Here is a 19,413-nt window from a genome sequence, read left to right as displayed (position 1 = left end):
TATAGGCCGAGCCTTTCTAGGCTTCAACCCCGCGTTGCGGCGGCGCCACTGTCTTGTCCGGCCACAGACAGAGGTCGCGCACGAGACAGGTCGGACAGGCGGGCCGTCGCGCCGTGCAGGTATAGCGGCCGTGCAGGATCAGCCAGTGGTGGGCATGCGGCTTGAAGGCGTCCGGGATGACCTGCATCAATCCGGCCTCGACAGCATCTGCCGTCTTGCCGACCGCAAGCGGCAAGCGATTCGAGACGCGGAACACATGGGTGTCGACCGCGATCGTCGGCTCCCCCCATAAGGCGTTCATCACCACGGCGGCCGTTTTCGTTCCGACCCCTGGCAGCGCTTCAAGCGCGGCGCGGTCGCGCGGCACCTCGCCCGCATGATCAAGGAGCAGTCTTTCGCTCAAGGCCACGACGTTCTTGGCCTTCATGTTGTAAAGCCCGATCGTCTTGATCGCATCGCGCACCTGCGCTTCGCCCAGCGCCACCATGGCGGCCGGATCGGCAGCGCGAGCGAACAAAGCCGGCGTCGCCTTGTTGACGCTCACGTCCGTGGCCTGGGCCGAAAGCACGACCGCAACCAGGAGGCTGAACGGCGTCATATAGATCAGTTCGGTCACGGGGGCGGGATCGCGCTCGCGAAACCGCGTGAAGATGGCGTCGATCCGCGTCATCTCTGCCTGCGACATGGTCGCCGATTGACGCCCTTTGCCGAGCTTGGGCGAGAGCCGCATCTTTCCTCGAGCCATCGCGGTCTTATACTCCACGGCAGTTCGAGAACAAGCCGCGAGGTCGATCGTGTCTCACGTCCCCGATCAACCGATCGATCCAGCCGACATGCCGATCCTGTCCGAACGGTTGCGCCCGCACCGCTCCCTCAGCCGGAAGCAGTTTCACGTCCTGCTCGGAGCCGTTGGCGCGGGCGGCGTGGTGGCGAGCCTCCCCTTCGTGATGATGGGAGCCTGGCCGGTCGCCGGCTTCATGGGGCTCGATGTGCTCGCGGTCTATATCGCGTTCAAGGCCAGTTTTCGGCAGGCTCGCGCCTATGAAGACGTGACCCTGACGGTTCTCGAACTCTCGGTCGCCAAGGTGAGCCCCAAGGGTCTTCGAGCCGAATGGCGGTTCAACCCCTCTTGGGTGCGGCTGCAGCGCGACGAGCATGAAGATTATGGCACCATGCGGATCGATGTCGTCTCGCGCGGGCAACGGCTCGAAGTCGCATCGTTTCTCGGTCCGGACCAGAAGGCGAAATTCGCCGATCGATTGTCGCGCGGTCTCGCGCAGGCGCGCGCCGGAATGCGCCTCTCCTGACAGGGGCTGAAGCTTCCCCGTCAATGCGCGCCGGCTGGCGCTTTACCGGCTTTGACGGATCGTAGCGTCAGGGCGAGTGGCACCGCGACGGCCGACACGATCGCCAACGCGTAAAATACATCGATATAGGCCAGAAATGCCGCCTGCGTCTGAACCTGCTGCCCGATCCAGCCCACGGCCTTCTGTGAGGGTGTGCCCCCGCCACCCCCTTGGTTTGCATAATATTGCGTCGCTCGATTGAGGGTCTCGCCATAGAACGGGTTCCATGAGCCAACCGTCTCGACGAGGCGGCTCTGGTGGAACTGCTCCCGGCGGGCCAACACGGTCTGCGCGAGCGAGACCCCCATCGAGCCGCCGAGGTTTCGCGCCATGTTGATGAGCGCGGAGGCTTGATCGGTCTTCTCGGGCGGGATGCCATCGTAAGACGCCGTCGTGATCGGAATGAAGATCAGCGGCAAGCCCATGCCGATATAGACGCGTGACCACACGAAGAACTCGAAGCTGTTGTCGGCGTAGATATTGGTCAAATAATACATCGCCAGCGCCACGATGAGCGCCCCGACCGCGATAAGATATTTCGGCTGCACCAGCCCGGAGATGCGCCCGACGACGAACATCATGAACATGGTGACAAGGCCACCGGGCGACAGCGCCAGCCCTGCCAGGGTTGCGGTGTAGCCGTAATAGTCTTGCAGCAGCTGCGGAAGAAATTGTGTGGTGGCGATCAGAATCGCGCCCGTCGCGAGCATCACGAGGAAGCACGCCCCGAACTGCCGCCCCGCCAGCATCTTGAGGTCGATTACCGGATCCTTGCGGGTCAGCTCCCACGGGATGAACAGGATCAACGACAGTGCCGTGATGACCGCGAACGTGATGATGAAGCCGGAGCCGAACCAGTCATCCTCCTGCCCGCGGTCGAGCACGACTTCCAAGGCGCCGAGGAACGTCGCGATCAGGATGAAGCCGATGTAGTCGAAGCGGAGCCCCTTGGCCCAGAGCTTGGCACGATCGGCGATCTCCTTGGCGGAATCCGGGATGTAGAAATGCACCAGGAGGATGCAGGCGATGCCGACCGGAGCATTGATCAGAAAGCACCAGTGCCAGGAATAATTGTCACTCAGCCAGCCCCCGAGCGTCGGACCGACAACCGGAGCGACCACCACCGCGATGCCGTAGAGGGCAAAGCCTTGGCCGCGCTTTTCGGGCGGGAACGCCGCCGCCAGGATGGACTGCGCCACCGGTGTCATGCCGCCACCCGCAAGACCCTGCATGATGCGGAACAAGAGCAGGGACGGCAGGCTCCAGGCGAGCCCACATAACACCGAACTGATCGAGAAGAGGGCGAGGCAGACGAGGAAAAAACGCTTACGACCGAAGGCCTTCGAGATCCAGCCGCTGGCACACAGCACGATCGCATTGGCGACCAGATAAGTCGTGACGACCCAGGCGGCCTCATCCGGCCCGACAGCCAAGCCGCCCGCAATATAGCGGAGCGCCACATTGGCGATTGTCGTGTCGAGCACCTCCATGAAGGTCGCGATCGACACAATGCTGGCGATGACCCATGGGTTGACACCCTTGAGCTCCGCGCCTGTCTGTTTCGGTTTTGAGGCCACCGCCGGTTTGGCGTGGCTCTTCGGCACGGAACTGCTTCTCATCGACGGGCTTACTCGCGAGACGACGAGGGTCTTTCGCCACGAGCCGGGCGACGGCCCTCAAGAACCACTGGATGCGAAGGCGAACCAAACCGTTGCGCTCAAGGTTCCCGGTCGCGGGTGACATGGATTGTCACGGGTGCTTGAGGCTAGAGCCGATCCGACAGGGCTTGGACCGCGAGGCCAACGAAAAGCATCAACCCCGCATAACGATTGGCGCGGAAAAGATCGAGCGACCGGGTCGTGCTCTCTGGCGCGATCCGGAAAACCTGCCAAGCGAGGTGACAGCCGAAGGCCGCGACACCGAGCCAAGCCCAGACCCCGCCCCCCGCGAGGGTGACGGCCCCGACCGCGAGCGCGAGCGCGACGGCATAGAGCGCTCCGACGCCGAACCGCACCTTGTCGCCGAAGAACAGAGCCGTCGAACCGATGCCGACCACCGCATCATCGGTCCGATCCTGCAACGCGTAGATCGTATCATAGCCGATGGTCCAGAAGATCGCAGCGGCGTAGAGCAAAATGGGCGCCCAAGCCAGCGAGCCGAAAACGGCGGCCCAGGCGACCAGCGCACCCCAGGCAAAAGCCAGCCCCAAGACGGCTTGGGGCCAAGATGAAACCCGCTTGGCGAAGGGATAAAGCGCGACGATCACCAACGACGCACAGGCGAGCGCGATTGTGAAATGATTGAAGCAGAGCAGCACCGCCAGCCCAATCAGGATCTGGACGACCAGAAAGACCGCAGCCTGCTTGCGGGTGACGCGGCCGCTCGGAATCGGCCGGTTTCGGGTGCGCTCTACCTGGAGATCAATATCTCGATCGACGATGTCGTTGAAGGTCGATCCCGCGCCTCGCATGGCGATCGAGCCGACCGCAAATAGGAGGATCTGCAAAAGATCCGGCGCCCGATGGGCCGCGACCCCTGCCAAAGCCGCGCCCCATAGGCACGGCAGGAGCAACAATTGCCAACCGATCGGTCGATCGATCCGCGCGAGCTGAAGATAGGGACGCCATGCTTCGGGCGAGTAGCGAATGACCCAATGGCCCGTCGTATCGGGCAACGCGTAGGCATTCGGCTCAGCCATCGTCGGAACCCGCTATCGTGGCTCGCCTCGTGCGCGACAAGCCTTTACAGGGGGCCGGTCGGCAACTTGACGGCTTGTTCCTGTTGCCCCTGCTGCGCCTGCTGGGCCTGTTGCTGTTGAGCCTGCTTCATCTTGACCGCAAAGCTACAGGCTTTGACCGCAATGCTCGCAGTTTTGGCGCGGCTCGCCGTCATCTTCTCGATCAGATCGTCCGGAAGGCCGCACCATTCCTTGTTCTTCGTCATGTAATTGACGACTTCGCCCTCGGCAGCCGAGAGGCTCTTCAAGCGTGGGCATGCGGCGATCGGATCGAGCTTACCGCCGTTGGATTTGGAAATCTTGTTTAGCGCGCCGATCTCGCTCATGCGCTTGCTCATCAGCTTGGCGAAGTCGTCATTGCAATCCGCCATGGCGGCGCTTGCACAGGCAGTGCCGGCGATCGCCAGGACCGCAACACGCAGCAGGCTCCGAGAAACGCCCGTCTTGACCGTTAGCTCTTGAAACATGCCGTCTGTCATCGTGTCGGTCTCTTGCTCCGCGAACGCCGCTCGACGCACGTCTTTGTATCTCGATTGTCTAGCGGATAAAAAGTGCCGAATAAAGGCGTCTTGATGGCAAGGACTGATTCGTGGCTCGTATCGACTTTACTTCGCAGCGGCTGTTCGTCGACGCCCCCCTCGCTTGCGATGTCGCTCTGCCGCTCGACCGTCAGCAGGCCAACTATCTGCTGAACGTTCTTCGGTTCAGCGAAGGCGATCCGCTGCTCATCTTCAACGGGCAACATGGCGAATGGCGCGCGACCCTGGCGGCGACCGGACGCAAGGCAGCGATCCTCCATGTGGTCGAACAAACACGCGAGCAGACGGTGCCGAGCCGCATCCATTATTGCTTCGCGCCCTTGAAACACGCCAGGCTCGACTACGTGGTTCAGAAGGCCGTCGAGATGGGAGCCGGCGTGCTGCATCCTGTGATGACGCGGCACACGCAAGTCAGCCGCATCAATCTCGACCGGATGCGCGCCAATGCGATCGAGGCGGCCGAGCAATGCGGCATCCTCGCCGTCCCGATGATCACGGAAGAGCGAAAGTTTGAGGCTTGGCTCGCCGATTGGCCGAGCGATCACCTGATTGTCTTCTGCGATGAAGATGCGGACCACCGCAATGCCTTGGGCATCCCTCCTGCTGGGGTCTCGCCGACGGCGCCGGTCGGGGTTCTCCTCGGCCCGGAAGGCGGCTTTGCGGAAGACGAGCGACAGGCTCTGCTGGCCCTGCCGAATGTGATGCGGCTTTGGCTCGGGCCACGCATCCTACGGGCCGACACCGCCGCCGTCGCGGCACTGACGCTGGTGCAAGCCGCTTTGGGGGATTGGCGCGTCGCGGGGTGAACTGGTCGTCTCGCCTCGCCTCAGGCGTGACCGGCCTCGGATGACAGCATCACAGGATCGATGCCGATTTTGCGAAGCGCGCGGTCGTATTTCGTGTCGAGCGCCTGATCGAACACGATGGCATCGTCGGCCGCGCAATGCAGCCACCCATTGGCCTGCATCTCGGTCTCGAGTTGTCCCGCAGCCCAGCCGGCGTAACCCAGCGCCAGAACGGCACGGTCCGGCCCCCTGCCCTCCGCAATGGCGCGCAGGATATCGACCGTCGCGGTCAACGAAATGCCCGAGTCGATCGGCAGCGTCGAACTATCGACAAAGTAATCTGCCGAATGCAGCACGAACCCCCGTCCAGTTTCGACCGGTCCCCCTTGGATCACCGGAACGTCGGCGGCTTTATCGCTCAGGTCGGTCGCGTCGTCTTCGGCCACCACATCGAGTTGAACCAGGAGATCGGCGAACCGCACCGCATTGGTGGGTTGGTTAACGATGATGCCCATGGCGCCATCGGCCGAATGTGCACAGAGATAGATCACGGCCCGATCGAACCGCTCGTCCGCCATGCCGGGCATAGCGACCAGCAGATGCCCACTGAGAAAGTGAGTGTCGTCGATGTTTTTGGAAGATTTTGTCATCATGCTCAGACTAATCGCGCCACGCCCAGGGCGACAAGCCTCGGTTTCGGGACGAGCGAAAAAGCGCTTGTCCCCTCTCATATTGGCGGTCCCGCTGCTTCTCGCTAGTGCGGCCACTTCATCGTGGGCGGCCGCCCCCGATGGGTCGGCAGACTGGGTGCAGGGCGATCATTCGGCCGTTCGGCTGATCGATGCGGGGCGGGTCACCGGTCAGCCCGGGTCGATGCTCGGGCTCGAGATCCGGCTCGACCCCGGCTACATTACCTATTGGCGGACACCGGGCGATTCCGGAGCGCCTCCCACATTTTCGACGGCCGGATCGACCAATGTGGCCCATATCGAGGTCGAGTATCCTGCCCCCCTGAAACTCGACGAGGCTGGTTCAGAGGTGTTCGGCTACAAGGACGAGGTAACGTTTCCGGTGCGCCTCACACGCATTGAGCCCGCAATGCCCGCGACCCTGAAGCTGGCAGTCGACTACGCCATTTGCGCCACGCAATGTCTGCCGGTCCACGCAATGCTCGATCTCACCCTGACGGACAGCGGCTCGACGGACGACATCGCGCAGGTCCAGCAGGCGCTCGCGAAAGTTCCACGTGAAACGCCGCTTCAGTCGCCGGATCGCTTGGCCATCGACAGGGTGACGATCGATCCGGCCGATCTGAAGTCGCTGAGCGTCGTGGCTCGCGCATCGACCGGAGCGTCCCTATTTGTTGAAGCGCCAGAGGGGTGGTATGTGCAATCCGGTGCGGCATCCGATGCCGGCGGCAACGCCGTATCGTTCCCGCTGACCGTCGTTCAACAACCTACCGGCAGCGACATTCGCGCCATCGACCTCCGACTGACGCTGACCGACAAGACGGGTGCGATCGAAACCTCTGTGCGGGGCCGTGTTGCGTCGGATGTCGGAACCGCCGGACCAAGACCCTAATGGAGCCGCCTATGCCTATTCAAATCGGTGATCGCCTGCCGCAGGCCGAGTTCACGGTCATGACCGCGGATGGGGTATCGGTTCGCACCACGGATGACATCTTCAAGGGACGGACGGTGGTGCTCTTCGCTGTGCCGGGTGCGTTCACGCCGACCTGTCACAAGAACCACCTTCCTGGCTATCTCGACAATGCCGAGGCGCTGAAGGCAAAGGGTGTCGATGCGATTGCGGTGACGGCCGTCAATGACGTGTTCGTCATGGATGCTTGGGCGAAGGCAAGCGGCGGCGCCGGCGTGCTGGAATTTCTTGCCGATGGGGCCGCGACATTCGCTAAGGCGATCGGCATGGATTTCGATGGAAGCGCACGTGGGATGGGGATTCGCTCGAACCGCTATTCGATGCTGGTCGAGGATGGCGTGGTGAAGCACCTGTCTGTGGAAGAAAATAATTCGCGAGCCGACGCCTCTTCGGCAAAGGCCCTGCTCGCCGCTCTGAGCGCTTAAGGAAACGAGGAACCCCGGTGACCGATCAATTGCTGATGGATCAGACCGCCATCACCCTGGTTGCGCCTCGGTTGATCTCGCAGGCGCAACCAACCCGAAAAATATCGCTCCTCGGCATGACACGCGCCGAGTTGGCGGAGGCGTTGCGCGCCATCGACGTGCCGGAGCGTGAACTTCGGATGCGCGGGGCGCAACTCTGGCAGTGGATCTATGGACATGGGCTCACCAGCTTCGATGGAATGCTCAATGTCGCCAAGCCGCTCCGGACCCGCCTCGCCGAAACCTATTCGCTCGCGAGACCCTCGATCGTCAGCGAGCAGGTGTCCATCGACGGAACGCGCAAATGGCTGATCAGGCTCGATGATCTTGGCTCAGGGCCGGACCTGCAACGGCAGCAGAAGGCGGCCGAGGTCGAGGTCGTGTATATCCCGGAAAGCGATCGCGGAACCTTGTGTGTGTCGAGCCAGGTTGGCTGCACGCTGACATGCACCTTCTGCCACACCGGCACGCAGAAATTGGTCCGCAATCTCACATCTCGTGAGATCGTGGCGCAACTCGTCGTCGCGCGCGATCGACTCGGCGATTTCCCCGGCCTTACGCCGCCGACAGACGGGCTTGTGCCGCCGCCGGGGACGCGTGCGGTGTCGAATATCGTCTTCATGGGAATGGGCGAACCGCTGTATAATCTCGACGCGGTTCGCGACGCGGTCGCCACAATGAGCGATGGTGATGGGCTGTCGTTGTCGCGGCGGCGTATCACGGTGTCGACGTCCGGCGTGGTGCCGCAGATCGAGACGTTGGGCAACGATGTCGGCACGATGCTGGCGATCTCGCTACATGCGGTTCGCGATGACCTTCGCAACGAACTCGTCCCGCTGAACAAGAAATATCCAATCGAGATGCTGCTCGAAGCATGCCGGACCTATCCCGGCGCCTCGAATGCCCGACGGATAACGTTCGAATACGTCATGTTGAAAGGCGTCAACGATTCGCCCCGGGACGCGCGGGAGTTGGTTCGGCTGCTGAAGGGCATTCCGGCCAAGATCAATTTGATCCCCTTCAACCCCTGGCCCGGCACCCGCTACGAATGTTCGGACTGGTCGACCATCGAGACCTTCTCGGACATCGTTTTCAATGCGGGCTATGCGAGCCCGGTTCGCACGCCGCGCGGACGCGATATCCTGGCGGCCTGCGGACAGCTCAAGAGCGAGACCGAGAAGCTCCGGGCGCGGGCGAGGCTCATGCTCGACGGGACAGCGGATCCTGCGGTGGATGCGGATTAGCCCGGCGCATCGACCTGCAGCACCGTCGTGATGCGCCGAACCCTGATGGTCTGCGTCGGGGTAATCGTGGCAGGCACTGGCGTGTTGGCGGCGCTGGGCGGGGCACTGCTCTACGAGACCCTCACGCTTCCACCTGCCTCCAGCATCGCCATTGTGAGCCTCCTGAGCATCGTCACGGCCATGTCGAATGGGAATGCGGGCGAGGTGTTCACGGCCATGATCGGCTTTGCCTGGGCCGGCGCGGCTGTGATGGGCTTCGGCCCCATCGTCGTTGCGGCTGTGGTGGGCGAGGTGACAGGAAGCCGATCATTGACGCTCTACGCCGCTGTTGCGGGAGGGATCGCGGCCGCGGGACCGGCGCTCCTTCGCGTCATCCTGCAGGTCGATCCAGTTGCGTCCAGCGAGGCTGCGCTTCTCCTCGAGAGCCGTTTTCTTCTGGCCGCGTTTCTCAGCGGGACGGTAGGTGGAGCGCTTTATTGGTTGCTGGCGGGCCGGTCCGCTGCCGAACCCGGCTGACGCTCATCGCCCTAAACTCGTGCATCAAACCATCAAATTTGCTGGATGGGGGTTGCGTTTCGAATCGAAGTCATTAATTTGCAGCTTGAAATCGGGGTTATAGAGGGTCTGCGGATCCTCGACGCTGAGCGACATACACCGCTTCCTCTCTCTTTACGATGGTTGGACCTCCTAGTGAGGCAACATTTAAGAGTTGTGAGCGACATTTGGCGAATATGGCTGCCGCTTCTTCTTGATGATTGGACTGACATCAAGGAACGGTCGCTGGTGATGTTTGGACGCGGACGACCCTTCGATGAAGCGTAAGTCCCGGGTTCAATCGTGTTGGCGGCAGACACGTCGGACATGCTGCAATTTCACTTCACGAACCTTGCGGTGAAGTCAGAGACGCCGGGCGACCTTTCGGGGCGACAACCGGCAAACGTCAGGGATCCAAGGACGATCGATGAGACCAGGTCAGAACAAGCGCATGCGGGGCCGCAATCCGAACAACCGGAAGGGTCCTAATCCGCTCACGCGCTCTTACGAGTCCAATGGTCCGGACGTTAAAATCCGGGGAACCGCCCATCATGTTGCAGAAAAATATCTGCAGTTGGCTCGGGATGCACAATCGTCCGGCGACCCTGTCGCGGCGGAGAGCTATCTTCAACACGCGGAACACTATTTCCGCCTGATCGCGACCGCCCAATTGGCTCAGGCTCAGTCTCAGGTTGGCTATGTGCGCGCTGTTGGGGAGGTCGAAGTCGACGAGGACGACGACGATGACTTCAGTGCTCTGCCCGACCGGTTCGCCTCTCCGCCAGAACGGGTACCGCCGCAACCCGTCGCCTCGCCGCAGCCCTACAACGATCGACAGGGGCTGAACGGAGGCGAACGCCAGCCGTATAATGGCGGCGGCAACGAACGACCGTCCTATAATGGCGACCGGAACAACGCTGAGCGCAACACCGGCGAGCGCAACAATGGCGAGCGCCAAGAGCGCGCGCCCGAGCGCTACAATCAGGAGCGGGGCGGCGAGCGCCCGGAGCGTCAGCAATTCGACCGACCTTATCAAGGCGATCGGCCCGACCGGGGCAACAATAACAACGGCAATAATTACGACCGCAATAACCGGAACGACCGGAATGACCGGAACAATCGCGGGCCGCGGCAGCAGCGCGATGGGCAACCGCGTGAGTTTCAACAGCCGCGCGAGTTTCAACCGCGTGGCGAGTTCCAGCCGCGCGATCAGCAGCAGCAACAACAGCCGTATCGCGAGCAGAATGCGCGTGAGACGCAGACGTCAGAATATCAGGATCAGCGCGACGGACAGCGTCCGGCGATCGAGCCGCAGCGCGAACAACCCGTGCGCGATCAGGTAATCGAGACCCGCCCGGCCGCAATCGAAACCCGGCCGCAGCAAGCGACGCCCCAGCCGATCGTGGAAACCGTGGGACTGCCAGCCTTCATTACGGCACCGGTCCGATCGGTGATGCCGACGCCATCCGATGTGGAGCCATCGTCCGATCAACAATCGCGACGAAGCGCATCATCAAACGATGACGCCTCGGACGGTTATCTTCCCGATGCACCGACGGACGGCGAGAAGTTTCCGGTCAGGGCCCGTCGCCGACGTCGGACACGCGCCGAAATCGATGCCGACGAAGCGGTTCGCAAGGCTGCGGCCGGCGACAAGGCGTCCGCCGAATAGGGCGCGCCTCCGCCAGCAACTTGGGGGCGACGAGCCCGGTGATCTTGCCAGCCCGTCGCTTCGCTTTTATTCTGATGCTCCCGCCTCTCATCAGTTTCGCCTCGGTACCGCAGCCGAGACCCGATGATCTCCCCCGCCGAGCCGCCCTTCCCCAGGGTCTCCCGCTTCGGCTTTTCCTCTCCGTATAAGCTCCGCCGCAACGGCGCTGCGCCAAGGACTTTCTTCCCATGCGGGAAATCAAACTCAAGGATCTCAAGCTCAAGTCGCCGACCGAGCTCCTGGCTTTCGCCGAGGAGCACGAGGTCGAAAACGCATCGATCATGCGAAAGCAGGAATTGATGTTTGCGATTCTCAAGCAACTCGCCAGTCGAGAGATCGAAATCATCGGTGAGGGTGTCGTCGAGGTCCTGCAGGATGGCTTCGGCTTCCTCCGGTCGTCCGACGCCAATTACTTAGCCGGACCGGACGACATCTACGTCTCGCCGTCGCAGATCCGGCGCTTCGGTCTCCGAACGGGCGATACCGTCGAAGGCCTGATCCGCAGCCCGAAGGAAGGCGAGCGATATTTCGCGTTGCTGAAGGTCGGCACGATCAATTTCGACGATCCGGAGAAGATCCGGCATAAGGTCCACTTCGACAATCTGACCCCGCTTTATCCGGATTCGCGGTTGAAGCTCGAGATGGAAGATCCGACCCGCAAGGACTTCTCGTCCCGCGTGATCGACGTCGTGTCGCCGATCGGTAAGGGCCAGCGCGCCTTGATCGTCGCACCGCCGCGGACAGGCAAGACCGTGCTGCTGCAGAACATCGCGCAGTCGGTCACGACCAATCATCCCGAATGCTATCTGATCGTGCTGCTGATCGATGAGAGGCCCGAAGAAGTGACCGATATGCAGCGTTCGGTGAAGGGGGAGGTCGTCGCATCGACCTTCGACGAGCCGGCGGTTCGTCACGTGCAAGTCGCCGAAATGGTGATCGAGAAGGCCAAGCGCCTTGTCGAACATGGCCGCGACGTCGTCATTCTGCTCGACTCGATCACGCGTCTCGGGCGCGCCTACAACACTGTCGTGCCGTCCTCGGGCAAGGTGCTGACCGGCGGTGTGGATGCCAATGCGTTACAGCGGCCGAAGCGATTCTTCGGCGCGGCCCGTAATATCGAAGAGGGCGGTTCGCTGACCATCATCGCGACGGCCCTGATCGATACCGGCTCGCGCATGGATGAGGTGATCTTCGAAGAGTTCAAAGGCACCGGTAACTCGGAAATCATTCTCGACCGGAAGGTCGCGGACAAGCGGATCTTCCCCTCGATCGATATCACCCGCTCGGGGACCCGCAAGGAAGAGCTTCTGTGCCCGCCCGACATCCTCAAGAAGATGTATGTGCTGCGCCGGATCCTCAACCCGATGGGAACGGTCGATGCGATCGAATTCCTGCTCGGCAAGCTTCGCGAGACGCCGAAGGGCAATGCGACCTTCTTCGAATCCATGAACACCTGATCGAGCGTTTCACGTCAGCTTCGATGACGAGTTGTTGATATCCTACTGGCCACGGCAGCATCCAAGCTGCCGTGGCTTTTTGTTGTCGGGTTGCGCGTGCCACGGCCTCGATCCCGGATACGATCAGAACGGAGCGTCATGATGCGAACCGACACGATCTTCGCGCTCGCATCCGGTGGTGGGCGAACCGCCGTCGCGGTCATCCGTGTGTCGGGGCCGCAAGCTTCGTCCAGCCTCTCGCGGCTCACCGGAAAGGTGCCCGCGCCTCGTCGGGCGACCGTGGCGACGCTCCGCGACCCTCGCTCGGGTGAGCCGCTCGATCGCGCTCTCATCCTGTGGTTTCCAGGCCCAAACAGCTTCACGGGCGAGGATTGTGCCGAATTCCAGGTTCATGGTGGCCGGGCGGTCGTCGACGCCGTGCTGAGCGCCCTGGCTGATCTCCCGGATTGCCGTCCAGCCGAGCCGGGTGAATTTACCCGTCGCGCTTTCTTGAACCGCAAAATGGATTTGGCCGAGGTCGAAGGCCTCGCAGATCTGATCGACGCACAAACCGAGGCTCAACGCCGTCAGGCGCTCCGTCAGCTCGATGGCGCGCTCGGGGTTTGGGCAACGCGTGAAAAGGCTCGGCTTCTGCAAGCGATGGCGGCCGCTGAAAGCGCGATCGATTTTTCTGACGAAGCCGATGTCGCGGGTGACTTTGCGGCCGAGGTGACCCGGATTGCCGAGGGGGTGTCCCAGTCGATCGCCGCCCAGTTGGCGCAGTCGTCCACCGCGGCTCGCATCCGCGATGGTTTTGTGGTGACGCTGGCTGGACCGCCCAATGCCGGCAAATCCACGCTCCTGAATGCGCTTGCACGCCGCGATGCCGCGATCGTTTCACCTCACGCCGGCACGACGCGTGATCCAGTTGAGGTCGAACTCGATCTCGACGGCTATCTTGTGGTCTGCATCGATACGGCAGGACTTCGGGACAGCGATGATCCGATCGAGCAGGAGGGGATGGCACGGGCACGGGCGCGGGCCGCAAGTGCCGATCTGGTGCTCTGGTTGAGCGACAGCCGCGATCCCGTCAAACCGGATGGCACGCTCGTGACCAGAACCCTCTGGACCGTCGCGACGAAACTCGACCTCGCCGAACAGCCTGTCTCCGGCTTCGACCATTCTGTTGCGGCCCCGACCGGAGAGGGCATCGACGCTCTGACGACTGCGATCAGGAGCGTGATTGCTGCGGACGGATCGAGCCTCGGGGCGGGATTGGTGACGCGTCTCCGGCATCGTCAAGCGCTTGACCGCGCGCAAGCGGCACTGACGCGTCTGCTGCACAACCCTGAGAGCGGTATGGAAATCCGTGCGGAACAGCTTCGGCAGGTTGCCCAGCATCTCGATAGCCTCATGGGGCGGATCGAGCCAGAGGCTGTTCTGGGCGAAATTTTCGCGAGATTTTGCGTCGGCAAATAGGATTGCTGTTTCACGTGAAACAGAGTTGCGAGCGTGGACCTACCGAATGCGGTCCCGACGTGATAGGGGATCCTGCAACATCGCCGCGTCTGCGCGCCACTCCCAAAAACCGGACCACGACCATTACGACTTTCGATGTCATCGTTATCGGCGGCGGACACGCCGGCTGTGAAGCCGCTGCGGCTTCGGCCCGGATGGGCGCACGAACCGCTCTCGTGACCCATAAACTCGCGACGATCGGCGCCATGTCCTGCAACCCCGCGATCGGTGGTCTCGGAAAGGGACATTTGGTTCGCGAAATCGATGCGATGGATGGCGTCATGGGCCGCGTCGCCGATCGCGCCGGTATTCAGTTCCGGCTTCTCAACCGCCGCAAAGGTCCAGCGGTTCGCGGGCCTCGCGCGCAGGCCGATCGAAAGCTCTATCGTGCCGCCATGCAGGCCGCCCTGCTCGATCAGCCGATGTTGGAGATCGTCGAAGGCGAAGCGCATGATCTCGATATCGTCGACGGTCAGGTTTGCGGCGTTACCCTGGCGGATGGGCGAGCCTTGAGCTGCCGCGCCGCCATCTTGACGACCGGCACCTTCCTTCGTGGCCTGATCCACATCGGTGAACAGCAGATACCGGCCGGCCGCGTCGGCGAGGCTCCCTCGCTCGGCCTGTCAGCGACACTCGACCGTCACGGCTTTGCTCTTGGCCGTTTGAAGACCGGAACCCCGCCCCGGCTCGACGGACGCACCATCGACTTCGCGTCGCTCGAACGGCAGCCCGGCGATGAGACGCCCGAGCCATTCTCGAGCCTGACAACCCACATCGAGCAAGCGCAAGTCGATTGTTTTATAACGCGAACGACCGCCGCAACTCACGCGGTGATCGCAGCCAACATGCACCGCGCGCCGCTCTTTTCAGGTGCTATTACGGGGCGTGGTCCGCGCTACTGCCCTTCGATCGAAGACAAAGTGGTGCGCTTCGCCGATCGCGAGAGCCACCAGATTTTCCTCGAGCCAGAGGGGCTCGACGATGCGACCGTCTACCCGAATGGAATTTCGACCTCGCTCCCGGCCGACGTCCAAACGGCATTTCTGGCGACGATCCCCGGCCTGGAACGCGTCGCCGTGCTTCAACCCGGTTATGCAATCGAATATGATTTCATCGACCCCCGGGAACTCCTGCCCACGCTCGAAACGAAGCGGATTAACGGGCTGTATCTCGCGGGTCAGATCAATGGGACGACAGGCTACGAGGAGGCCGCCGCTCAGGGGCTCGCGGCCGGCTTGAACGCCGCCGCAAAGGTCGGCTCGCTCGACCCGATCCTGTTCGACCGTGCGGAATCCTACATCGGCGTGATGATCGATGATCTCGTCACACGCGGGGTGACGGAGCCCTATCGCATGTTTACCTCGCGGGCGGAGTACCGGTTGTCGCTTCGCGCCGATAATGCCGATCAGCGATTAACGCCGAAAGGTGTCGCGCTTGGCTGCGTCGGATCGAACCGCCAGACCGCCTTCGCGGCCAAGCTGCAGTCCCTCGATCATGCGCGGGTGCGCGTTCAGGCGTTGCACGCGACCCCGCAAGAGGCAAACCGCGCCGGCATGGCCGTCAGCCTAGACGGGGTTCGCCGGAGCGCTTTCTCGCTCTTGTCCTATCCCACCACGGATTGGGAGCAGGTGGTTCGCCTCTGGCCGGCCCTGGCCGACATCGCCCCCTCAGTGGCCGCACAGGTCGAGTCGGATGCGAAATATGCCGTCTACCTCGATCGACAAGCCGAGACCGTGGCGGACACACGACGCGAGGAGAATTTTCGACTTCCTGCCGATCTCGATTATGCGGCTCTGCCGGGTCTCTCGCGAGAGTTACGCGATAAGCTGATCGCGGCACGTCCGATGACCTTGGGGCAGGCGGAACGGCTGGAAGGCATCACGCCCACAGCCTTGACGATCCTGCTGGCCCATAGCCGACAGATCGCCCGTCGCACGAAAGAGGCCGCATGAAGCCTCCCGCATCGAAGAAAAGCGCAAGGGCGGCGATCGACGACTCAGCAGACCGGGCGCATTCGCTCGCGATGGTGCCTGTTTCACGTGAAACAGAGGAACGCTTTGCGATCTTCGTCGGTCTGCTCCATCGCTGGCAGACGATAAAGAATTTAATCGGTCCCTCGACGCTCGATACGATGTGGACCCGACACATCGCTGATTCGGCGCAACTTGTCGCGCTGGAACCCATGGCTCGCCGCTGGGTGGATCTTGGCTCAGGCGCGGGATTCCCGGGCATCGTCATCGGAATTATGATTCGCGACCTCGATGGCGCGCGGGTCGATCTGGTCGAAAGTAACGAGCGGAAATGCGCATTCCTGCGCGAAGCAGTGCGCGCGACAGGATCAGCGGCCCGCGTCCACATGGGCCGGATCGAAAATGTCCTGCCCACACTCGATAGATCTGTTGATGTCGTGACATCGAGAGCCCTTGCGCCCTTGCCCGACCTCGTCGCCATGAGCGACACTCTGCTCAAGGGTGGCGCTGTGGGGCTGTTCCTCAAAGGCGATGAAGCCGTCCCAGGTGAGACGGACGGGGCTGCAGGGCAGGCTGGCGACTTCGCCTACGAAACAATCCCGAGCAAAACGCATCCACATGCGCGTATCGTTCGGGTTCGAACACGGGACTGATTCGCCGCTCGGCGGCGAAGCGCTTGCGTCGAACATTGGAAAGGAGCGGTCGCAATGGCGATCGACACGCTGATTTCGCACCAAAGGGCGGCTCGAGTCCTTGTTCTGGCGAACCAGAAAGGGGGCGTCGGTAAAACCACGACCGCGATCAACCTCGGAACGGCGCTCGCGGCCATCGGCGAAAAGGTGCTTCTGGTCGACCTCGATCCGCAGGGCAATGCCTCGACCGGCCTCGGGATCGATCGCAAGATGCGAACGACATCCACCTATCATGTGCTGTCCGGCGAGGCGACCTTAGCCGATGCGGCGCGTCAGACGGCGGTTCCGAATCTGTTCGTTGCGCCCGCCACCATGGATCTCCTCGGGATCGACGTCGAGATCGCCGATCATCGTGACCGCCCGTTCAAGCTCCGCACCGCCATCCGCGCGCTCACAGGGGCCGGAGGCCCGAATGGTCCGATTTTCAACTACGTGCTGGTGGATTGTCCGCCCTCGTTGAGCCTGTTAACCATCAACGCGCTTGCGGCTGCCGATAGCGTTCTCGTTCCGATGCAATGCGAGTTCTTCGCCCTCGAAGGCCTCTCACAGCTACTCTCGACGGTCGAACAAGTTCGCCGGACGCTGAACAGCGCTTTGACGATCCATGGCGTCTTGCTCACCATGTTCGATCCTCGCAACAATCTGGCCAATCAGGTCGTCGCCGACGTGCGCGAGTTCATGGGCAACAAGGTCTATGACACGGTCATTCCGCGCAATGTGCGGGTGTCGGAAGCGCCCTCGCACGGGAAGCCCGTGCTGCTCTACGACCTCAAATGCACCGGGAGCCAAGCCTATCTCAAACTGGCCTCCGAAATCATCCAGCGTGAGAAAGAACAGCAGGCCGCATGACGCAACGGACCAAGGACCGCATGGGCGGCGACGAGCACCCTCGCCCCAGATTAGGCCGTGGATTGGCTGCGCTGCTGGCCGACACGACCGCGTCGTCCAATGCCGAGCAGACCGCAACCGGGCGTGAGCAATTGACGGTGGCGGTTGAGTTCCTCCGTCCCAATCCGCGTAATCCGCGTCGGCAGTTCAGCCAGACCGACTTGGCGGATCTCACGGAATCGATCAAGGCCAATGGTATCATCCAGCCGATCGTCGTCCGGGCCATTCGCAACGTCGCCGGCTCCTACGAGATCATCGCGGGCGAACGACGGTGGCGGGCCGCTCAAGCGGCTGAACTCGACGAGGTCCCGGTTGTCGTGGTCGAGGCGGATGATCGGGAAGCGCTCGCGTTCGCGATCATCGAAAACGTCCAACGCGCCGACCTGAATGCCATTGAAGAGGGGCGGGGCTACGAGAGACTCGGCGAGGAATTCGGCTATTCGCAGACCGATCTTGCCAAGATCATCGGCAAGAGCAGGAGCCACGTCGCCAATACGATGCGGTTGCTGAAACTGCCTGTCGCCGTCACCGACATGGTGGTCGATGGCGTGTTGTCTGCAGGCCATGCCCGGACTTTGTTGGCTTTCAATGATCCGGAGTCCATGGCGCGCCGCATCGTGGCTGAAGGATTGACGGTTCGGGACATCGAGCAATTGGCTCAGCAGGAAGCACAAGCACCCGCTACTGCAGATGCTCCCGAAATGAGCGCGCCACGACGGACTTTGACCAAGACGGCCGAAAGCCAGCGTCTCGCTCGCGCCTTTAGCTCCGCTCTCGGCCTCCCGGTCTCGCATAGCCCGAAGGGTGCCGCCGGCGAAATCCGCATCCGCTATGGATCGCCCGAGGAACTGGCGACCTTATCGCGGCGTCTTGGTCTCGAAGACTAACGGAAGAACCCCGCCCTCAATGGGCGGGATGTGCCGGTATGGATGCAGCGTTGCACCGGGCATAGCGGACGCTTCGCGGGATTTTCAGGCGCGAATATTGCCGGCGCAGCATCATGCTGTCCGGCGATGTCATCCGGATGGTTTCCGTCACACTGCCATGCCGCTCGCCGCGACGGCATTCTTCCAGCAGCTCGAATGTATTCGCCGACGATGCAACGCGCCGAATGGTGCAATGGCTGCGAGAGGACGTCACCTCCTTCGCGGTGTAGATTCTGACATCGATCGCGGTCGCGGAGCAGACACGATCCGCTCGGATCCAAGTCCCGACGAACGGATAGGACGCGTCCGCCGCCCAGGCCGACGCGGGGACGATCGCTAAAGCAACCAGCACGACACTGGCCAGCAAGCCAGTCCGAGGGCCTGACTGCAGGGGCGGGCACGGCATTCCGACGGTGGTCTCGGCGAACGTCAAGGACATGGCGGGCTCTCGTTCCAGGGTCATAGGATCCATCGTCATGCGTCGCGCCAGAGACGGGGCGAAAGGCCGGTCCGGCGCAGGCGGGGTCACTCGTCGTTGTAGGAGTTGAGCTTCTCCAGCGGGATGGTGGCTGATGCGTCGGCGATGCTCCGGCACCGAACGCCATCCTGCCCGATCCATTCGATCCCCGCCGTATCAAATACGGTTTTGATCTTCTCAAACGCGCTCGTCTCGGCGGTTTCGCCGGTCTCGAGGTTCAACACATCGACATGCGACACGCCGGCTCGCGACGCGAGGTCATCAACGCTGATGTTCAGCCCGGCCCGTGCCATCCTGATCTGTACCGGCTCCATTAGGGCTCCTCCGACAAACGACCGAGACGGAACCTCGGGGTCACGCTGCCGCTCCGCTCTATTTAGAGCAGAGAGACCCTGAGTGTCATGAATTTGCGTCCGGAACAGCCGAATTAAGCCGCGCCGAGCGACTTTTTCTCGTGGAAGGCCTGTCTCGTCGCGTTGGCTTGAC

20 protein-coding genes are annotated in these 19,413 nt (G+C 62.3%); 13 read left to right on the top strand and 7 right to left on the bottom strand.

All coding sequences use genetic code 11. From position 1 onward, the window contains the following. Window positions 1-16: 16 nt before the first annotated feature. The gene (nth, locus tag EY713_RS06165; protein ID WP_425374340.1) at window positions 17-730 is read right to left on the bottom strand and encodes an endonuclease III; all 714 of its coding nucleotides are present in this window, start codon (window positions 728-730) and stop codon (window positions 17-19) included. A gap of 103 nt (window positions 731-833) precedes the next feature. Between nth and EY713_RS06160 the strand changes: the two genes are divergently transcribed. Beyond that, a complete protein-coding gene (locus tag EY713_RS06160; protein ID WP_131119346.1) occupies window positions 834-1,307 on the top strand; it encodes a DUF2244 domain-containing protein in 474 nt (157 codons plus the stop codon). A 20-nt stretch (window positions 1,308-1,327) separates the two neighbouring features. On the opposite strand, the gene EY713_RS06155 is transcribed toward EY713_RS06160, so the two are convergent. The 3 genes from EY713_RS06155 to EY713_RS06145 all read right to left on the bottom strand — a co-directional run bounded on the left by EY713_RS06155 (window position 1,328) and on the right by EY713_RS06145 (window position 4,550). Then, window positions 1,328-2,965, bottom strand: a complete 1,638-nt coding sequence (locus EY713_RS06155; protein ID WP_131114031.1) for a DHA2 family efflux MFS transporter permease subunit — start codon at window positions 2,963-2,965, stop codon at window positions 1,328-1,330. A gap of 146 nt (window positions 2,966-3,111) precedes the next feature. After that, window positions 3,112-4,044: a 4-hydroxybenzoate octaprenyltransferase gene (gene ubiA / locus EY713_RS06150; protein WP_131114030.1), complete on the bottom strand. Its 933-nt coding sequence runs from the start codon at window positions 4,042-4,044 to the stop codon at window positions 3,112-3,114. Window positions 4,045-4,088: 44 nt separating this feature from the next. Further along, window positions 4,089-4,550, bottom strand: coding sequence for a hypothetical protein (locus EY713_RS06145; protein ID WP_131114029.1), 462 nt, complete (start codon window positions 4,548-4,550; stop codon window positions 4,089-4,091). A gap of 122 nt (window positions 4,551-4,672) precedes the next feature. Here EY713_RS06145 and EY713_RS06140 point away from each other — a divergent pair, with 122 nt between their 5' ends. Further along, window positions 4,673-5,428, top strand: coding sequence for a 16S rRNA (uracil(1498)-N(3))-methyltransferase (locus EY713_RS06140; protein WP_131114028.1), 756 nt, complete (start codon window positions 4,673-4,675; stop codon window positions 5,426-5,428). Window positions 5,429-5,448: 20 nt separating this feature from the next. Here EY713_RS06140 and EY713_RS06135 read toward each other — a convergent pair whose 3' ends face one another. After that, the gene (locus tag EY713_RS06135) at window positions 5,449-6,060 is read right to left on the bottom strand and encodes a YqgE/AlgH family protein (RefSeq protein ID WP_131114027.1); all 612 of its coding nucleotides are present in this window, start codon (window positions 6,058-6,060) and stop codon (window positions 5,449-5,451) included. 64 nt (window positions 6,061-6,124) lie between these two features. On the opposite strand from EY713_RS06135, the gene EY713_RS06130 reads away from it, so the two are divergent. The 11 genes from EY713_RS06130 to EY713_RS06080 all read left to right on the top strand — a co-directional run bounded on the left by EY713_RS06130 (window position 6,125) and on the right by EY713_RS06080 (window position 18,410). Further along, window positions 6,125-6,988 (top strand): protein-disulfide reductase DsbD domain-containing protein, encoded by an 864-nt coding sequence (locus EY713_RS06130; RefSeq protein ID WP_165491046.1) that lies wholly within the window; start codon window positions 6,125-6,127, stop codon window positions 6,986-6,988. An 11-nt stretch (window positions 6,989-6,999) separates the two neighbouring features. Further along, the gene (locus EY713_RS06125; protein WP_131114025.1) at window positions 7,000-7,491 is read left to right on the top strand and encodes a peroxiredoxin; all 492 of its coding nucleotides are present in this window, start codon (window positions 7,000-7,002) and stop codon (window positions 7,489-7,491) included. Between the two features lie 35 nt (window positions 7,492-7,526). Continuing rightward, window positions 7,527-8,774 carry a dual-specificity RNA methyltransferase RlmN gene (gene rlmN, locus EY713_RS06120; RefSeq protein WP_131119344.1) on the top strand — a complete coding sequence of 416 codons (1,248 nt, stop codon included), beginning with the start codon at window positions 7,527-7,529 and terminating at the stop codon, window positions 8,772-8,774. A 27-nt stretch (window positions 8,775-8,801) separates the two neighbouring features. Then, the gene (locus EY713_RS06115) at window positions 8,802-9,290 is read left to right on the top strand and encodes a hypothetical protein (RefSeq protein WP_131114024.1); all 489 of its coding nucleotides are present in this window, start codon (window positions 8,802-8,804) and stop codon (window positions 9,288-9,290) included. Between the two features lie 445 nt (window positions 9,291-9,735). Further along, window positions 9,736-10,980 (top strand): DUF4167 domain-containing protein, encoded by a 1,245-nt coding sequence (locus EY713_RS06110; protein WP_131114023.1) that lies wholly within the window; start codon window positions 9,736-9,738, stop codon window positions 10,978-10,980. A 227-nt stretch (window positions 10,981-11,207) separates the two neighbouring features. Next, a complete protein-coding gene (gene rho / locus EY713_RS06105) occupies window positions 11,208-12,476 on the top strand; it encodes a transcription termination factor Rho (RefSeq protein ID WP_131114022.1) in 1,269 nt (422 codons plus the stop codon). A 138-nt stretch (window positions 12,477-12,614) separates the two neighbouring features. After that, window positions 12,615-13,934, top strand: coding sequence for a tRNA uridine-5-carboxymethylaminomethyl(34) synthesis GTPase MnmE (gene mnmE, locus EY713_RS06100; protein ID WP_131114021.1), 1,320 nt, complete (start codon window positions 12,615-12,617; stop codon window positions 13,932-13,934). A gap of 122 nt (window positions 13,935-14,056) precedes the next feature. Continuing rightward, window positions 14,057-15,925, top strand: coding sequence for a tRNA uridine-5-carboxymethylaminomethyl(34) synthesis enzyme MnmG (mnmG, locus tag EY713_RS06095; RefSeq protein ID WP_131119342.1), 1,869 nt, complete (start codon window positions 14,057-14,059; stop codon window positions 15,923-15,925). After that, the gene (gene rsmG, locus EY713_RS06090; protein ID WP_131114020.1) at window positions 15,922-16,596 is read left to right on the top strand and encodes a 16S rRNA (guanine(527)-N(7))-methyltransferase RsmG; all 675 of its coding nucleotides are present in this window, start codon (window positions 15,922-15,924) and stop codon (window positions 16,594-16,596) included. Before mnmG ends, rsmG begins: the two co-directional genes overlap by 4 nt. A gap of 54 nt (window positions 16,597-16,650) precedes the next feature. Beyond that, a complete protein-coding gene (locus EY713_RS06085; RefSeq protein WP_131114019.1) occupies window positions 16,651-17,484 on the top strand; it encodes a ParA family protein in 834 nt (277 codons plus the stop codon). Next, window positions 17,481-18,410 (top strand): ParB/RepB/Spo0J family partition protein, encoded by a 930-nt coding sequence (locus EY713_RS06080; RefSeq protein ID WP_245572913.1) that lies wholly within the window; start codon window positions 17,481-17,483, stop codon window positions 18,408-18,410. The genes EY713_RS06085 and EY713_RS06080 overlap by 4 nt, the downstream gene beginning before the upstream one ends. A gap of 16 nt (window positions 18,411-18,426) precedes the next feature. Here the strand turns inward: EY713_RS06080 and EY713_RS06075 are convergent, their stop codons facing one another. Beyond that, window positions 18,427-18,888: a hypothetical protein gene (locus EY713_RS06075; protein ID WP_131114018.1), complete on the bottom strand. Its 462-nt coding sequence runs from the start codon at window positions 18,886-18,888 to the stop codon at window positions 18,427-18,429. A gap of 86 nt (window positions 18,889-18,974) precedes the next feature. Beyond that, window positions 18,975-19,241: a helix-turn-helix domain-containing protein gene (locus EY713_RS06070; protein ID WP_131114017.1), complete on the bottom strand. Its 267-nt coding sequence runs from the start codon at window positions 19,239-19,241 to the stop codon at window positions 18,975-18,977. Window positions 19,242-19,413: the final 172 nt, after the last annotated feature.

The sequence above is a fragment of the Lichenihabitans psoromatis genome, from assembly GCF_004323635.1.
Lineage (GTDB): Bacteria > Pseudomonadota > Alphaproteobacteria > Rhizobiales > Beijerinckiaceae > Lichenihabitans > Lichenihabitans psoromatis.
The sequence above is the reverse complement of the archived record's forward strand: the minus strand, read 5'-3'. Positions and strand labels throughout refer to the sequence as shown.

Excerpts from the sequence above, each read along its gene's own strand:
- EY713_RS06075 (WP_131114018.1), bottom strand. The coding sequence starts at position 18,888 with ATGTCCTTGACGTTCGCCGAGACCACCGTCGGAATGCCGTGCCCGCCC.
- EY713_RS06160 (WP_131119346.1), top strand. The coding sequence starts at position 834 with ATGCCGATCCTGTCCGAACGGTTGCGCCCGCACCGCTCCCTCAGCCGG.
- EY713_RS06080 (WP_245572913.1), top strand. The coding sequence starts at position 17,481 with ATGACGCAACGGACCAAGGACCGCATGGGCGGCGACGAGCACCCTCGC.
- EY713_RS06085 (WP_131114019.1), top strand. The coding sequence starts at position 16,651 with ATGGCGATCGACACGCTGATTTCGCACCAAAGGGCGGCTCGAGTCCTT.
- EY713_RS06070 (WP_131114017.1), bottom strand. The coding sequence starts at position 19,241 with ATGGAGCCGGTACAGATCAGGATGGCACGGGCCGGGCTGAACATCAGC.
- rlmN (WP_131119344.1), top strand. The coding sequence starts at position 7,527 with ATGGATCAGACCGCCATCACCCTGGTTGCGCCTCGGTTGATCTCGCAG.
- EY713_RS06145 (WP_131114029.1), bottom strand. The coding sequence starts at position 4,550 with ATGTTTCAAGAGCTAACGGTCAAGACGGGCGTTTCTCGGAGCCTGCTG.
- rho (WP_131114022.1), top strand. The coding sequence starts at position 11,208 with ATGCGGGAAATCAAACTCAAGGATCTCAAGCTCAAGTCGCCGACCGAG.
- nth (WP_425374340.1), bottom strand. The coding sequence starts at position 730 with ATGCGGCTCTCGCCCAAGCTCGGCAAAGGGCGTCAATCGGCGACCATG.
- mnmE (WP_131114021.1), top strand. The coding sequence starts at position 12,615 with ATGATGCGAACCGACACGATCTTCGCGCTCGCATCCGGTGGTGGGCGA.
- EY713_RS06135 (WP_131114027.1), bottom strand. The coding sequence starts at position 6,060 with ATGATGACAAAATCTTCCAAAAACATCGACGACACTCACTTTCTCAGT.
- rsmG (WP_131114020.1), top strand. The coding sequence starts at position 15,922 with ATGAAGCCTCCCGCATCGAAGAAAAGCGCAAGGGCGGCGATCGACGAC.
- EY713_RS06110 (WP_131114023.1), top strand. The coding sequence starts at position 9,736 with ATGAGACCAGGTCAGAACAAGCGCATGCGGGGCCGCAATCCGAACAAC.
- ubiA (WP_131114030.1), bottom strand. The coding sequence starts at position 4,044 with ATGGCTGAGCCGAATGCCTACGCGTTGCCCGATACGACGGGCCATTGG.
- EY713_RS06155 (WP_131114031.1), bottom strand. The coding sequence starts at position 2,965 with ATGAGAAGCAGTTCCGTGCCGAAGAGCCACGCCAAACCGGCGGTGGCC.
- EY713_RS06125 (WP_131114025.1), top strand. The coding sequence starts at position 7,000 with ATGCCTATTCAAATCGGTGATCGCCTGCCGCAGGCCGAGTTCACGGTC.